The organism is Paenibacillus sp. Soil766, from assembly GCF_001428105.1.
In the GTDB taxonomy this organism is placed as follows: Bacteria; Bacillota; Bacilli; order Paenibacillales; family NBRC-103111; genus Paenibacillus_E.
Genome location: NZ_LMSJ01000022.1, coordinates 74,438 through 90,635, shown reverse-complemented (window position 1 = coordinate 90,635; position 16,198 = coordinate 74,438). Strand labels below are relative to the sequence as shown.

At 45.8% G+C, this 16,198-nt stretch carries 13 protein-coding genes; 11 read left to right on the top strand and 2 right to left on the bottom strand.

Translation table 11 applies throughout. The features are described 5' to 3' along the window. Positions 1 to 427: 427 nt before the first annotated feature. The 8 genes from ASG89_RS17255 to ASG89_RS17220 all read left to right on the top strand — a co-directional run bounded on the left by ASG89_RS17255 (position 428) and on the right by ASG89_RS17220 (position 10,617). Positions 428 to 871: an OsmC family protein gene (locus ASG89_RS17255; RefSeq protein ID WP_057311944.1), complete on the top strand. Its 444-nt coding sequence runs from the start codon at positions 428 to 430 to the stop codon at positions 869 to 871. 68 nt (positions 872 to 939) lie between these two features. Further along, positions 940 to 2,790, top strand: coding sequence for a sensor histidine kinase (locus ASG89_RS17250; protein WP_082593358.1), 1,851 nt, complete (start codon positions 940 to 942; stop codon positions 2,788 to 2,790). Continuing rightward, positions 2,787 to 4,385: a response regulator gene (locus tag ASG89_RS17245; protein ID WP_057311942.1), complete on the top strand. Its 1,599-nt coding sequence runs from the start codon at positions 2,787 to 2,789 to the stop codon at positions 4,383 to 4,385. The genes ASG89_RS17250 and ASG89_RS17245 overlap by 4 nt, the downstream gene beginning before the upstream one ends. A gap of 94 nt (positions 4,386 to 4,479) precedes the next feature. Further along, positions 4,480 to 5,826, top strand: a complete 1,347-nt coding sequence (locus ASG89_RS17240; protein ID WP_057311941.1) for an extracellular solute-binding protein — start codon at positions 4,480 to 4,482, stop codon at positions 5,824 to 5,826. Positions 5,827 to 5,840: 14 nt separating this feature from the next. After that, entirely contained in the window at positions 5,841 to 6,725 is an 885-nt protein-coding gene (locus ASG89_RS17235; RefSeq protein ID WP_057311940.1) for a carbohydrate ABC transporter permease, read from the top strand. After that, positions 6,722 to 7,537, top strand: a complete 816-nt coding sequence (locus tag ASG89_RS17230) for a carbohydrate ABC transporter permease (protein ID WP_057311939.1) — start codon at positions 6,722 to 6,724, stop codon at positions 7,535 to 7,537. The genes ASG89_RS17235 and ASG89_RS17230 overlap by 4 nt, the downstream gene beginning before the upstream one ends. 27 nt (positions 7,538 to 7,564) lie before the next feature. After that, the gene (gene nagZ / locus ASG89_RS17225; protein WP_057311938.1) at positions 7,565 to 9,196 is read left to right on the top strand and encodes a beta-N-acetylhexosaminidase; all 1,632 of its coding nucleotides are present in this window, start codon (positions 7,565 to 7,567) and stop codon (positions 9,194 to 9,196) included. A gap of 161 nt (positions 9,197 to 9,357) precedes the next feature. Beyond that, positions 9,358 to 10,617, top strand: a complete 1,260-nt coding sequence (locus ASG89_RS17220) for an MFS transporter (protein WP_057311937.1) — start codon at positions 9,358 to 9,360, stop codon at positions 10,615 to 10,617. A 55-nt stretch (positions 10,618 to 10,672) separates the two neighbouring features. Here ASG89_RS17220 and ASG89_RS17215 read toward each other — a convergent pair whose 3' ends face one another. Continuing rightward, complete coding sequence (locus ASG89_RS17215; protein WP_057311936.1) at positions 10,673 to 11,428, bottom strand: DeoR/GlpR family DNA-binding transcription regulator; 756 nt, start codon at positions 11,426 to 11,428, stop codon at positions 10,673 to 10,675. Between the two features lie 253 nt (positions 11,429 to 11,681). Between ASG89_RS17215 and ASG89_RS17210 the strand changes: the two genes are divergently transcribed. The 3 genes from ASG89_RS17210 to ASG89_RS17200 all read left to right on the top strand — a co-directional run bounded on the left by ASG89_RS17210 (position 11,682) and on the right by ASG89_RS17200 (position 14,908). Further along, positions 11,682 to 13,361, top strand: a complete 1,680-nt coding sequence (locus ASG89_RS17210; protein ID WP_057311935.1) for a hypothetical protein — start codon at positions 11,682 to 11,684, stop codon at positions 13,359 to 13,361. Between the two features lie 170 nt (positions 13,362 to 13,531). Continuing rightward, on the top strand, positions 13,532 to 14,098 hold the full coding sequence (locus tag ASG89_RS17205) for a sigma-70 family RNA polymerase sigma factor (RefSeq protein WP_057311934.1): 567 nt from the start codon (positions 13,532 to 13,534) through the stop codon (positions 14,096 to 14,098). 3 nt (positions 14,099 to 14,101) lie between these two features. Continuing rightward, positions 14,102 to 14,908 carry an anti-sigma factor gene (locus ASG89_RS17200; RefSeq protein ID WP_057311933.1) on the top strand — a complete coding sequence of 269 codons (807 nt, stop codon included), beginning with the start codon at positions 14,102 to 14,104 and terminating at the stop codon, positions 14,906 to 14,908. Positions 14,909 to 15,289: 381 nt separating this feature from the next. On the opposite strand, the gene ASG89_RS38230 is transcribed toward ASG89_RS17200, so the two are convergent. After that, positions 15,290 to 15,922, bottom strand: coding sequence for a c-type cytochrome (locus tag ASG89_RS38230; protein WP_082593353.1), 633 nt, complete (start codon positions 15,920 to 15,922; stop codon positions 15,290 to 15,292). Positions 15,923 to 16,198 lie beyond the last annotated feature (276 nt).

Below are 16,198 nucleotides of genomic sequence, written 5' to 3'. Positions count from 1 at the left end.
GGTTGGTAGGCAGAGTAGGCAGGGTCAGTAGGTTTGTAGGGCATTGCAGGGTCAGCAGTGTTCGCAGGTATTTGCAGGGTTTGCGGGGCTTGCAGTGTTCGCAGGTATTTGCAGGTTTTGCAGGGTTTGCGGGGCTTGCAGTGTTCGCAGGTATTTGCAGGGTWTGCAGGGTTTGCGGGGCTTGCAGTGTTCGYAGGTATTTGCAGGGTGTGCAGGTTTTGCATGGTTTGCAGGTTTTGCAGGTTTTGCAGGGTCAGCAGGGCTTGCAGGGTTTGTAGGGTTTAAAAGGTTTAAAAGGTTTAAAAGGTTTAAAAGGTTTAAAAGGTTTAAAAGGTTTAAAAGGTTTAAAAGGTTTAAAAGGTTTAAAAGGTTTAAAGATTGCAAGGATTAAAGATTCTGATCATACATAGAAAGAGGCGCAATTCCCATGCCAGAGCAAGTTTTTGAACTTAAAGCCACATGGACAGGCGGTCTCGATGGGACCGGTCAGCTCCAAGCAGATGGCTTCCAGACATCCATTTCCGTACCCAGTGAATTTGACGGACCTGGCGTAGGAACGAATCCGGAAGAGCTGCTGCTCGGCGCCGCGGCAACCTGTTACATCATCACGCTAGGCACGCTTCTCGCAAGAGAAAGCATCCAATCTCTAAAACTCAACTCCCACATCTACGTCCAGAATCGACCAACGATGAAAGTGACTGCGATCGTCCATCGTCCTCTAATTTCTGTGCCACCACATATGAGCGAAGCGCAATTGGATAAAATAAGTAAAGCGGCATTCCGTGCGGAACAAACTTGCATGATTAGCAAGGCTTTGAGAGGTAATGTACTTATAAGCGTTGAGTCAGAGATTCGAATCTCGGGAGCGTAGCAGTGTTTGACTGGAGCACTTGAAGTTTCATCGAAGTTTGGCCGAAGTGAAGTACATGAACTAGCCCGATGTCCGATTCTATCAAGAAGGAGCACAGCGCAGCGATGAACCTGAACAAGAAAGTATTTATCGGTTTTTTGCTTTTCATCATCATCCCCTTATTCGTCCTAGGATCAGCGGTGTATACGGTCTCTCAGCAGCTAATTGAGAAAAAATATGGGGATTTAACAGAAGTCACGCTGCAAGCGATCTCTCGTAATATTTACTACATGTTCAAGGAAGCGAACTATTTCTCTGATTTCTGGATGGTGAAAGATAGCATTCAAGGCATATATCGTACGATAGATACTACGAAACAGAACGCGGATCCCCTTTCCTCGTATGATTTGAACACTTTTGATACGTTGCTTCGCGGCTCGATTCTTACTTATTCACCTGTTCAATCCGTCGTCATTTACAACAATAGCGGCAAGTCCTTTAGTGCCGGGCGAACAAGCGGAAGTTCGATTCCGTGGCAAACGATTCAGCAAAGCATGGCCTTCCAACACATTCAGGAGCTGAATGGCAGTCCACTCTGGATTGGTCCCTCCGAGTTCAAGGAGTTCGGTTCAGGCCGCGGCGAATTCTATCAAGCGCGAATGGTGAAGGATTTTTGGACGATGGATAACCTCGGCTATATGCTGTTGAAATTTAAATTTAATGAGCTGGATCTCATATTCAAATCTTTCAATACGAACGAGCAAAGCTCCAAACGTTATCTGCTGATCAACAAAAACGGACTTATTTTTTACGATAATAAACAAAGCTTAGAAGGGGCGAACGTCCTGCAATTGACGCAAGGGAAATTGGATCTTGGGTTCAATAACTACAGCTTCCAGGCTGATTTTCAAAATGAGAAAAGTCTGATTTCTCTCTATCATTTGAATATTAATGGGATGGGTGTTCAGGACTGGAGTGTCGTATCGATCACATCATGGAAATATATCGCTGGAGAAATTGAGACGATCATGAAGCTGGTGGCAGGGATTACGTTTATTTGTTTATTCTTTGCCCTTGTGTATAACCTTGTATTTGTAAGGCGCATTATTCAACTCATTCTCCGAATGCTGTCCTCGATGAAAAAGGTGGAGCGTGGTGATCTGACTACCCGTATGGTAGTGAGCGGCAAGGATGAAACCACGGCGCTAGCGCGAGGATTTAATAGTCTGGTGGTAAGGGTCGAGGATCTGCTCGAAGAGGTGAAGCGTCAACAGGACCGCAAAAACAAAGCAGAGCTCATGCTGCTGCAAGCGCAAATTAAGCCTCACTTTCTTTTTAATACACTCGAGTCGATCAATGTGCTAGCCATCCAAAACCAAGGAAAGAAAGTCAGCCAGATGGTGATCCGTCTTGGTAATTTGCTGAGGATCGGGATGGAAAACCGGGAAGAAATTACGTTGAAGCAGGAGCTGGAGCATTTGCGCAGCTATTTGGAAATTCAGGAGTTCCGCTTTGAGGATCAGTTTCAATATACGATTGAAGCTCCTCCAGAGCTGCTGCATGAGGATATCTTGAAGCTGACGTTGCAGCCTTTGGTTGAGAACAGCTTACAGCATGGGTTTGAACCGATTGATTATATGGGGCTAATTACGGTGAAGGCTGTGGACGAAGGGAATCGGATTGGATTGTATGTGACAGATAATGGTGTTGGCATTAGTAATGAAAAGCTAGCGAAATTCCATTATAAAACCGAGCTGGAGACACCATTTCATGAAATTCTGGAATCGAATGAAGAGCGCAGAGGCCTTGGTGTAAGCAATGTTGCCGATCGCGTTCGGATTCAATATGGCGAGCACTATGGGATGTTTATTTGTTCCCAAGAAGGTCAAGGTACGACGATGAAGGTGATAATTCCGAAAAGGAAGAGGGATGTAGGGTGAGGTTAAAAGCGATTTTGGCAGATGATGAGCCTAATATTTTACGTAATTTGCAAGCGGTCATTCCGTGGGAAGAGCTCGAAATCGATATTGTAGGCACAGCCAAAAATGGGATTGAAGCCTTGGAACTCTGTATTCAGCAAATCCCTGACATCGTGATGAGTGATATTCGGATGCCGCACATGGATGGCATTACGTTCATACATAAGCTTAGGGAAATTAATGAAGACTGCACGGTGCTGATGGTGACGGGGTATCAGGATTTCGACTATGTGCGCTCACTCTTGCGGGTGGGGGTTAGTGATTATATTCTGAAGCCAATCAATTACGAAGAGCTGGAGAATTCGATCCGTAAGTTTGCTGGCGAAATTCGGACGAAGAAACAGAACCATCAAGAAGAACTCCTTAAGTGGTGGAAGATTAGAAGTTTGGCTTACGAGAAGATTTTGCAGGATATTATGATGGATTATACCGATATTACGGCGACTACTCTGCTTCCTATTGATCAAGGGGATTTAGAGACACTTCGATATGTGTTCGCCATTATTGATGTGGATAACTATTCACAGAAATCATTGCTTTGGTCCGAGCAAGAACGTAAGCTGTGGAATTTCGCTGTGCGTAATGTCTTACAGGATTCCTTGGCGGACGAGATTTCACAGCACACGGTGCTTCAGATGCGCGAAGGGGAATGGTCACTGCTCATGGCGTGGGAGGAGGCTGACCATACTTCCGTAGATATGAAATTGCGCGAGTTAGCCTCTAAACTGCAACGAAATGTTAGTCAGTCTGTGAAGTTGGGGATTAGCGTGGGCTACTTTCCAGGTCCAGTAGGACTGCAACAACTTGCGGATACGTATCGAAAGCTGCAGAGATTCATGCAGTTGAATTTAGATAAGCAGCAATCTGTGCTGCCTTATAAAGAGGCTAAAGAATCCTCGGATGCGAATAGTTCCCTTTGGTTTTTGGTTGAAGAAATTGTTACGGGCATGAAGCAGTTGAATCGTCCCAAGACTGAGGAGGCACTGGATCGTCTTAAATTGTTGCTGGAAGGTTTGTCGGAGGGATCATTCGCCCGCGCCTATCAGATGCTGCACTATTTGATCCTGCATGTGCTGCGCGAGTTGCGAGAGATGAATGCTCTCGATAGTCAGGAAGAAGAACAAATTTGGCTTGAACTGGATAAAAGCGAAAGTATCCCGCATTTGCTGCAGGTTATGGTACAACTTGTATCGAATGGGCTCGAAGGTACGAACAAGAAGAAAAATAGTGAGCTCCTCATGGCTGCCGCCAAGGAGTATATTCGAGCGAATTATTCAACAGATTTCGGCATTGAGGATATAGCTGGCAGTTTAGGGATTAGCTCGAGTTATTTCAGTTTGTTATTTAAACAACACTTTGGGGAAACCTTTGTGGAGCATGTGACGAAACATCGGATGGAGCAGGCGAAATCCTTGTTGCTTCACAGTGACAAAAGCATTACGGATATTGGGAAATGCGTGGGCTACATCGAACGGCGCTATTTTACCAAGGTATTTCTTAAGTTTACCGGGGAGATTCCTTCCGAGTATCGGGATAAGCGAAAGGAAGGGAACTAGAGGAATTTGCCCCTAGATTAGGAATTTATCTGTCTTTAGCACGTAAAGGGGTTCAATTATACTTAGATGGTAAGCTTAAAGGAGAACCAAGTGGATGAGAAAACGAACACTTATTTGGAGCGCAAGCGCTGTGGCTCTCACATTCATGCTGTCGGCATGCAGTATATTTTCGGGTAAATCGGATCCAGGACGTGATTCGTCTAGCGGAAAAGGTATCCAGAATGAGCCAATCATGCTGACCATCCGGCATACACAGGTAAAGGATACACAGAAGAAACGCCTCGCAATGCTGCAAGATGTTGTCAAAGCGACCGAAGCCAAGGTGCCTGGCTTGACGATTACGTTAGATGGTGTAGAAGATAAGGTGAATCGCTTCGAAAAACTGCGAGCAGAAATGGCTGCAGGTAATCCGCCGGAAATATTCGACTTGTTCGGAGGCACGGATACGAAGGATTATGTAAAGGCGAATCGATTGCTGGACCTTACCCCCATCCTACAAGAGCTTGGATTAACAGATAACTTCTATAGCTTTGAAGAATTCACGGTGAATGGAAAAATCTATGGGATTCCGATGGCTGGCTATGTGGAAGGCCTATACTATAACAAAAAGATTTTGGCTGAGCAGGGAATCAAACTGCCCGAAACCTGGGACGAGCTGGTAGCTGCAGCAGGAAAACTGAAAGCTGCCAAAATTACCCCTTTTGCCATGGCGGCTAAGGATTCGTGGGTTATTAATATGATGATTAATACGATGTGGGTGCGCACAGCAGGTGCGGATTCGATCGAAGGATTGTTGAATGGGAGCAAGAAATGGACGGACCCGGAGGTACTGAAAGCTTTTGAACAGTATAGAACGCTCATTCAGAAAGACTATTTCCAAGATGGCAGTCTAGCCCTTGCTTATGCAGAACAGCAAAATGCCTTCATCAGTGGAAACGCAGCTTTCATGTTTGATGGCAGCTGGGCGAATACGCCGCTCCTTGATCCTGAGAAGTCAGTCATTGCTCATGATGTAGGCTTCATGAACTTCCCTTCTATGGGTGGGCCAGGTGACGGGTATATCAATGGGGGCTGGTCCAATGCCTATGGCTTTTCCAAAAAGGTGACCCCCGAACAATTGCTGGCGATTAAAGAATTCATTAAGCAAATGTATACGGAATCGATGCAGAAGAGACAGCTTGTTGAAGAAGGCATGCCACCGGCGATGAAGCTGCAGGATACGAGTCAAGTGAACCCATTAATTAAGGAAATATTGCATGTATTTGCGACCAGTAAAGGAACCTTCCCCGCCTTCGATTCACGCATTCAAACGAAAGTTCGTGAAAAACTTGAACGCGGGATGCAGGAGTTGCTTGGCGGAAGAACAGATCCAGCTTCGCTGATGATCGAATTACAGAAGCAGCAAGATGCTTCGAATAAAGAAGAAACCCATTCCAAATAGTAGTAGGATGACATATGAACCAAATGGGAAGAAATGCATGGGCTTACACGCTCTTTACTTTACCGACGATGCTCATATTTGCGATATTTTTTATCTATCCCATGCTGATGTCGCTGCGATACGGGTTTACGGAGTGGAACGGCATCTCCCCGGCAACATGGAATGGGCTGGACAATTTCGTTGATGCATTTCAAGATCCTTATTTCTGGATTGCCGTGCGAAATAATATGTATTTCATTGGCTTTTCTATCGGGATTCAAATTCCCATCATACTAGCCATTGCACTGCTTGTGAGTAAATTAAAGCGATGGATCAGGTTGTATAAAGCCTTGATTTTTCTTCCAACCATTCTATCTACTGCGGTCGTAGGAGTACTCTGGGAATTTATTTATCATCCACAGGCAGGACTGCTTAACCAAGTCTTAGCAGCTGTCAGTTTATCGAACTGGCAGCATGCTTGGCTGGCAGAGGGGGCGACAGCGATGCTCGCTATTTTGATCACCAATGCATGGCAATGGATGGGGTTCTATGTGGTGCTCGTAGTATCTGGGATCTATGCCATTCCGAAGCATCTGCTGGAAGCCGCCCAATTGGATGGTGCAGGCAGCCTAAGACAAGCGTGGTTCGTCATTCTGCCGCTGTTAAGACCTGTCATTATGGTTATGATCCTCTTATCCATTACGGGGGGGATGAAAGCCATGGACATTGTGGTTGTCATGACAGGCGGGAATCCCTATGGCATAACGGAAGTTATGGCCTCCTATATGATCAAGAAAGCGTATCGGATCGGCGAGTATGGCTACGCTAACAGTATCGCGGTGCTGATCCTTCTATTTACAGCTATGTTAACATCCCTATTCGGATGGTTTACAAGAAAACAGGAGGAGGTACGCTTATGAGAGGAAGCCTCCTGCGACGTGTTTTCCCACATGCGGTATTGTTGATCTACATCGGGGTGATTTTATTTCCACTAGGTTGGACACTGAATTCCTCCTTCAAAACGAATAAAGAAATCATTACAACCCCATGGTCTTTCCCTACAGAGCTTTCGTTATCGAATTATTGGAATGCGTGGACTGGCGCACATGTGGGCCATTATTTTATGAATAGTGTGATCAATTCGACCGTTTCAGCTATCGTTTCGCTAGCGCTAGGAACTGCGACCGCTTATGCGCTGACTCGTATGTCTTTTCCTAAATTAAGTCTCGTTCTGAAAAGGATTCTGATCCTGGCTCTGCTGGTCCCTGCCGCTTCCTTGCTGGTCCCTTTGTATATGCTCTTAAGGAGCTTGCATCTGTATAACACACCGCTAGCATTAATTCTGCCTTATGTGACATTAGGATTGCCTTGGACTGTATTCATGGTAAGCAGCTTCCTGAGCTCCATACCGAATGAACTAGAAGAAGCGGGTATCGTGGATGGGCTCTCTATTTATGGGTTGTTGTGTCGTATCATCGTCCCGATTTCTCTACCGTCCTTATTTTCCGTGTTCATGTTGAACTTTCTAACGAGCTGGAATGAATTCATCATGGCTAATTTATTTCTGGCCAAAGAGAAGCTGAGGACGCTCCCCGTGAGTATGGTAGCCTTCTATGACCAATTAAATATGAATTATGGTTCGCTATGTGCGGCGATTATGATCAGCATCATTCCTGTTGTTGTGATGTATCTCATTCTACAGAGAGGCATCATGGAAAATATCAAAGCCTAAATAAACTATCAAGGAGCGTGTACATACATGTTATCAGCAGGGAATTCGAACGATAAGCCACTCACTTTACGTCAAAAGGTAGGCCAATTATTCGCCTGTGGGTTTGACGCATTGGAACCGAATCCTCCTATTAGACAATTAATCGAGGAGTATGGGATTGGCGGCGTTATTTATTTCCGTCGCAATGTGAAGGATGCTCATCAGCTTGCTCAGCTGTCTGCCGATTTGCAAGACATCAGTCTCAATAGCGGCGGCCAGCCGTTATTTATTTCCGTGGATCAAGAAGGCGGCATGGTGTCACGGGTTGAAAAAGGAGCGACGCTATTACCGGGGAACATGGCATTAGGTGCAGCCTTTGCCCCATCTGGCGTGTATGCCAGCGCGAAGGTGATGGGGAAAGAGCTTCGTCAAATGGGTGTGAACATGAACTTGGCGCCTTGTTTGGACATTAATAATAACCCGCTAAACCCTGTAATTGGAGTCCGTTCTTATGGTGAAACTGCGGCGATTGTTAGTAGTATGGGCACACACGCTGTCAAAGGTTTGCAAGACATAGGCGTAATTGCAACGGTGAAGCATTTCCCTGGACATGGGGATACCACAGCGGATTCGCATCATGATTTACCTGTGGTACCGCATAGTATGGAGCGATTGATGGAGCTGGAGCTGGCTCCGTTCATCAAGGCAATTGAAGGCGGCGTAGATGCGATTATGTCCGCACATGTGGTCTTTGAAGCGTTGGAAGAAAGTAGTGTACCTTCGACATTGTCGTATAAGATACTGACGGAATTATTGCGCGTTCAGCTTGGTTTCAAAGGGCTTATCGTCACGGATTGCTTAGAAATGAAAGCGATCTCTGAAGGTGTTGGCGTAGCAGAAGGTGCTGTTCGTGCTTTAGAAGCAGGAGCGGATATTTTGTTGGTAAGTCATGAGTTGGAGCGTCAGATTGCTGCCATGGAGGCTGTCATTGCAGCTGTGGAAAGCGGGCGGGTTTCTGAATCGCGCATTGATGAGTCCGTGCTGCGTATTATGACGTACAAATATAAGCGTGACATTCGATTTGATACACTAACGCAGGTTCCGGTGGGGCCAATCTCGACACCTGAGCATCAGGAGCTGGCGAAGGAGCTGAGTCGTAAAAGCATCACGAAGGTTAAGGATGAAGTAGGCGACGTTCTTCGAGTGGACGAGAAAACGCTGGTGATTTGGACTGAAGTCCAATCGGGGACGGAAATCGATGAGGTTGTTGATCGTGAGGGAACGCTTGGCAGCATATTGTCTGAGTTAGTGGGAGAACCGGTTCGTGAAGTTTACTTAGGACTCCAACCAAGCTATGAGGATATTGCAGAGATGATCAAGGTTTGTGAAAACGCAGAGCAAGTCGTTATCGTCACCTACAATGCGACCTTCTCCTTGGGTCAAACCGCGCTGGTCAAAGCTTTGGCCAAATTGGATGGCTTACATCTCATCGTCGCAGCAGGGCGCAACCCATATGACTTGCTTGAGTTCCCAGAAGTGAAAACGTACTATGCCTGTTATGAGAATCGACCGCTTGCCATGGTTTCTCTAGCGAATGTGTTGCTTGGTCGTGAAGCAGCTGTAGGGCGTTTACCTGTGACGTTATCGGAGCAATATCCGATTGGCTGGAGACAGGACTAGGGAGAAAATGGATATACAAAATTTATATCTAGTAACTTTCAGGATCTCTTAGTAAAATCAGATAGGCCTGTGAAACTTTTCGTCTCCTATTACGTAGGAACAATGCGCACATTTCACGCATTTCACAAGCTATCTATTTAATAAAGGGGTGTTTTTTTCAAATGAGTCAAGCGAACGCTCAATCTGAGTCATCGATGCGATCTTTTTTCGCCAATCGGTTCGTTCAAACGATTATGCTTTCGGGCATTTTGCTGCAAATTGGAATTTGGATACGTAACTTTGCGATTCTGCTCTATGTGACAGACATGACGAATAATGATCCATACTCGCTTTCCTTAATCTCGGTAGCTGAGTTCGCGCCGATATTTATCTTCTCCTTTATCGGTGGGGCATTCGCCGATCGCTGGAGGCCAAAGTTGACGATGGTGTGGTGCGATTTACTTAGCGCAGCTTCTGTGTTCGTTATTTTGATTACGTTGTATATGGGGTCTTGGAAAGCGATCTTCTTTGCTACTTTGGTATCATCAATTCTCTCCCAATTCTCCCAACCTTCCAATATGAAGTTATTTAAAGTACATGTCCCTGCTTCGCAAATGCAACTAGGGATGTCGATGTTTCAATCCATGATGGCGATTTTCATGATTCTGGGGCCAATGCTGGGCTCATTCATTTACTATCGTTTTGGAATTGAAACAGCCGTGGCAATCATGGGCGCGTGCTTCCTGTTATCGGCATTAGTTCTTACGTTCCTTCCTAAGGATCTAAGAGAAAATACATCGGAGCCGCGCACAACCCACATTTTTACGGAAATGGGCCATGGCTTTCGTTATGTGATGAGAAACAAAATGCTCGTTATTCTCGGCGGTTGTTTTGCCGTTGCTGGTCTAGCGATTGGTTTGATAAGCCCGCTTGGCATTTTTCTAGTAACGGAGCAATTAGGACTCGAGAAGTCGAGCTTGCAGTGGTTCATGGCGGCGAATGGGGCTGCGATGATTATAGGCGGTGGTGTAACGATGGCCTTTGCCAAAAAAATATCTCCACAAGCGATGCTAACCGTCGGTATGGCGGTTAGCGCAATCACTTTTGCCATGTTAGGTGTTACTCATTTGGTGTGGTTGGCACTTCTGATGCAATTTATCTCAGGATTTGTGATGCCAGCAATTCAGATAGGGATTAGTACATTAATTCTAGGGAATACCGAGGAAGCTTTCGTTGGACGTGTGAATGGTATTCTAACGCCACTCTTTATGGGCTCGATGGTCATTACGATGAGTTTGGCAGGTACGATTAAAGCATCGTTCTCCCTTGAATCGATCTATATAACGTCAGCGTTACTGTTTGTTATCGGTGTATTGATTATGGTGCCTTCTTTGAAAATGAAGTCGGGTCATGTTCCGCAGCCGAGCAGCGAAATGAAATAAGCATAAAAAAAGCGATATCTCTTGGCCGAATGGCTAGGGATATCGCTTTTTGCTATTAAAGGAAAGGTGCGCCTGCTTCCTTAAAGGCTAGCTTCATTTCTGGCGTAATGGAGGAGTCGCTGATGATGCCAACGGCTTCCTGTACCTCGCCAATCACAAACAAAGAACTGCGGCTGAATTTGGAATGATCGGCGACCAGGTACGTCTCCATGGATTGCTTCATCATCCGGCGATTCGTCTCGGCTTCCAATTCATTGTAGATCATCATGCCGCGGGAGAGCGAAATGCCGTCGCAGCCCATGAATGTTTTGCGGATGCTGAGATTCTCGAGTGTGGCATTCGCAAGCGGACCTGATAGCTCAAAGGTTTGGGTGCGAATCACACCGCCAGTCAAAATCAACTGCAGCCCAGGCGTGCCGATCAGCTCGTAGGCAATGTTCACGGCATTCGTGATGACGGTCAAATTTTTGAATTGGTTGAGCTTTTTTGCAATAAAGGTCGTTGTTGTTCCACCGGTAAGCCCGATAATATCCCCATCTTCGATGTAGCGAAGGGCTTTGTCCGCGATTTCTTTCTTTTCTTCGGTGTAGAGCTCCATTTTATTAAAGAAAGGGACTTCGACCTTCAAGCTTTCAAGTACAGCTCCGCCAAAGGTGCGGATGCAGCGTTTTTCCTGCTCGAGAATTTCGAGATCCCGCCTTGCAGTTGCTTCAGAAACATTGAATTGCTTGACAATATCCGTTAAGGCGATGGAGCCTTTATCTTTGATCGCATGCATAATGGCATCTCGGCGAACATCGGTCTTTCCCATGGTGTACCCCCTAAAAGCTCCCGATCTGGGAAGCTTGCAACTTCCTTTTATTTTATCATGGTCAAAGATGCTCGTCTATCTGGGGATGCTTGTATCGACCGTTTTTGTATTTATTTTTGCTTGAAGTGTGCAATTCAAGAAAATTTTGAAGAGGCATCAAACCGATCTGATTCTGGGCTCGTTACCTTAAGAGGAAAAGCATTCCAAGAGATCTGAGATTGCTTCATCCCATCTAAGGAGGCGTATAGCCAGAATGAGAAATGTAAAAAAAGTCTTACTTTCAGTTTTTGTGCTCTTAGGTGTTGTCTTGGGCTTGACAGCTCTGACAGCAGGCGCAGCGGAGCAAGTGCAAGTCAAATCGGAAACCGATATTGCCGGTGATCTCGGTATTCTGCAAGGTGATGGAAGCGGGCTTACGTCTGAATATTTAGGCAAGTCTACAACAAGATTTCAAGCGGCAATCATGTATCTTCGTTTAAAAGGATTGGAAGCGGACGCGCTAGCTTATCGCGGAACTGATAATTTTAAGGATGCGGGCCTTGTGTACAAAGAAGGTCAGGCCGTACTTGGTTATTTGAAAGCGCATCCTGAGCTTGGTTGGCAAGGAACTGGTGGCGATCTGTTTGATCCGGCAGCTGGTATTACAGCTGGGGCTTATTACAAGGTTTTGCTGGAGACTTTGGGTTATAAGCAAGGTGTGGATTTCGAATTTGCCCAAGTGCTTGATTTTGCAGGGCAGAAGGGTTTATCTAAAATCGCAAGCGTTCAGCATATCGTGAACATGAACATAGCGACCGCAACGATGGAAGGCTTGCAGGCCACGATGAAGGACGGGGGCAAACCGTTAGCAACCTTTTTATCAGAAAAAGGGATCGTTGCTGCAGATAAGCTAAGCGTACTGAGCAATACATCTCTGCAATTGAAGCAGAATGATACATTAGGGAGCTTCCTGAGTGATTCGAAAGGAATGACGCTTTATTATTTCACGAAGGATGCCGCAGATGTGAATTCTTGCGTGGATGCTTGTTTGGCGAAATGGCCAATGTATTATAGTGATAAATTGATCGTGCCCGCTGGTTTTAACGCTGCTGATTTTGGCGCTTTTGTACGTGCAGACGGCAAGAAGCAGCTGACTTACAAAGGTTGGCCGCTATATTATTTCGCAGGTGATTTGGCGGCAGGCGATACAAAAGGTGATGCGGTAGGGAAGATTTGGTATGTAATTAAGCCTTCTGCGGGAATCGCATTGGGGACAAAAGCGGATCTCGGTAACTTTTTGACAGACACGAATGGCATGACGCTATATTATTACGATAAAGATACGAAGGGCGTAAGCAACTGTGCTGGAAAATGTTTGGAAAAATGGCCGTTGTTCTATGCCGATCATGTGGCTGCACCAACGGGAGTAAACTCAGCGGATTTTGGTACAATCGTTCGCGCTGACGGGAAGAAACAAACGACTTATAAAGGTTTCCCTTTGTATTACTGGGTAGATGATAAGAAGATGGGCGATACATTGGGGCAAGATGTCGGAAATGTCTGGTTCGTCATTGATCCCGTGAAATTCAGCGGTACGAAGGCTGTGAACAGCTCGGTGAAAACGAGCAAATCCGATCAGCTAGGTACATACTTGGTTGATTCGAATGGCATGGCTTTGTACTTGTTCACGAAGGATACAACCGATGTGAATTCGTGTGTGGGGCAATGCCTTGTCAATTGGCCGATCTACTACGATGAGCAATTGACCGTGTCGAGCGATTTGAATGCAAGTGATTTTGGCGTGTTCACACGTAACGATGGCATGAAGCAAAATACGTACAAAGGCTGGCCGTTGTACTATTGGATCAAGGATAAAAACCCTGGCGAGACGACGGGTCAAAATGTCGGGAAAGTATGGTTCGTGCTAGATCCGATTAAAACGGAAAGCAGATAAGCTTGAAAAATTGAGGATGAGAGACGGAAAGTAAAAGTTCGGTTGGCCGTAAACACTTCAACTTACTGCTTAGGCAGAAAGGTTGGAGTGTTTTGTCCATTTTAGCTAAAAATATGATATGGTTGGTAGAGTGAAATTGTCTTCTATTTCGACTCGGGGAGTGCCACGTTATGCGAAATCGAACAGATGGGGAGCTCATGAAGCTGGTTATGGCCAAAGAGCATCCTGCCTTAGAAGAGCTCTACGATCGTTACGCCAAGCTCGTGTATTCGTTTGCCATGAAATCTATGAAGAATGAGCAGGAAGCCAGGGAAATCGTGCAATTGGTGTTTATGCGACTCTGGACAACAGAAACTGGCTATGATGCCAACAAAGGCGGATTCGTCAACTGGATGATTACAGTCACCCGTAATATTACAATTGATTATGTGCGCAAGAACCGCAAACAGAACCAAATTGTTCGATTTGAGCCAAGAGAGTGGGAGCAATCGCTCGTTTCAGGTGAACCGGATCCAGAGTCGGTTGTGTCCAGCAAATGGGTGGTCGAGCAAATTCAAGAAGCGTATGTGCACTTATCTACGAATCAGATTGAATTGCTAGAAATGATGTATTGGGAAGGCTACTCGCTCAGCGAAATTGCTTCCAAAAAGAATGAACCGGTAGGTACCGTGAAAAGCAGGCTTCACCAATGTTTGAAAATACTTCGCAAGCATCTGACAGCAGTGAGGGGGGGATGACGCATGAAAGAGCAGCAACCTGTTGACTGCAGCTATCTGATCAATTATTTAACAGGCGAATGCACGGAATGGGAACGTGCGGCTTTCGAACGGCATCTGCGCACTTGCGTCTCTTGCAGCGAAGAACTGCCTGAATTACAGGCGGTCTGGCAATCGCTCCCTTACCAAATGGAAGAAGTGGACGTTCCGCCGGATTTGAAGGGGCAAGTGATGGAGGCTATTCGTAATGAGCCGATTCATAAAGAAGAGATTCATATAGAAGAGAAACTTAAAGAAGAGAAACATAAAGAAGGAATTCATAAAGAAGAAATTCATAAAAAAGAGAACAGAAAAAATTCCATTCCTAAACGGCGTTCATTTGCATGGATGTATGGTGCGGCTGCCGTGGTCGTGCTCGGTATCGTTGTAGGTGCTTTGTGGAACAATGACGCATTTCATACCAAGGAAACAGCAAGTGAAACGAGCGTGCCTTCAAAGGTTGTCAATACCTTCAATTTGACTTCAGCGGACACTTCCATGCCAGCAGCATCGGGAACAGCCTGGGTCGTGCAGTACGGTGATGTTCATAAAGTAGTCGTGAACTTGTCGGGTCTGAATGAAACGAGTGGCGATTGGACCTACCAGGTTTGGTTGAACCACAACGGGAAGAAGTACAACTGTGGAACACTGCGTGTGGATAACAAAGGGGTAGGCGTTCTGTCCTATGATGTGCATGCCAAAAATTTAAATATCGATTCTATCGGTGTTACGTTGGAACCGGATCCTAACGGCAGCCAGCCGCGAGGAAAGAAAGTGTTGGGGTCGGTTTAACAAAAAATTGGCCTCTTTTTCTGAAAAAGGTGGCCTGCTTTTTGTTATTTAAGAATTAGTATCTGTAAGGTAAGGGGTAAGCGGAGCTTACCCCTTAGTTCATGTGACTTGCTTGTTGCGAGTTGAATAGGGGGATGGAGAGGAAGTAGAAGTCTGTAGTCAATTGAGCAGCTGGTTTTACAAATTAATGTAAAAAGTACAGCTAATATTGCTGATTTTCCCTGGATGTTGTGAATAGATGGACATCTAATTTAAGTCATATTGGTTGTTTTGTGAATTTTAGGTGGAATTAACTGGATAAAATCCATCTAATGCTCCAAATTATGAATAATTCTCCATATTAACTACAGAAAATCCATCTATTACTATCATTACTATCCATCACTTCATACCTGAAAGCCAAGTTGCTAAGGCTTCGACTTCGTCTGCTTTCAAGGTGTCTTTGAAAGGGGGCATCTCAACCTTCCCGTTCATAATCTGGTTGGTGATTTGTTCCATTGTCCTACGCGCACCGACCTTCGTCAGATTCGGTCCGTAATCCCCTTTAAGGCCTGTGCCGTGGCAGGACAGACAGTTGGTTTTGTACAGCTGCTGGGCTTTCTCGCTGGAGCCAGCGGCGCTTACGGTCGCCTGTGGCTGGGCAGTAGGCGACGGTGAAGGTGAAGGTGTTGCCACTGGCGCAGGTGTTGGCTTCGCGACAACCGGTGTTGGCGTAGGCACTGATGACGTTGCAGGTGCAGGTGTCGCCGAAGCTTGTTGCTGCGGCGCGGCGCTGGCCGAAGGCGAAGGGCTTACCGACGCCGTCGGTGCAACCGTTGCTACAGCTGTTGTGGTCGCCACCGGTGTCGGCGTAGCTGGAGCCACTGTCACAGCAGGCGCTGGTGTTGGTGAGCTTGAGACAGCTACAGCGGCAGGGGAAGGTGAGCTGACGGCTGGTGCGGCTTCTTTTGTGCTGCATCCTGTAGCAGCGAGTATGACGATCACGAAGATGCTTGCATACATCCATTTTTTCAAAGCGTCCAACTCCTTCATATGTACTCTAATAAAGGTAACGAAGGAGAGGAGAAATCGGTTTTAATTGTGAGGGAAGAATGTAATGAATCATCTTATGAAAACAATGAGTAGATCGCTGGGGCACTGAAATCTGTGCGAACCATTCTTGTTGTAAACAATAAAAGAGGCTGTCCCATAAGACATTCTGATAGAGGGAAATAGGATGCGCTATTCATGTCTCAATGAACGAGACTGGAATTGAAGGGGAACGAGGGTGCTTTATTTAGTTCAAATAAG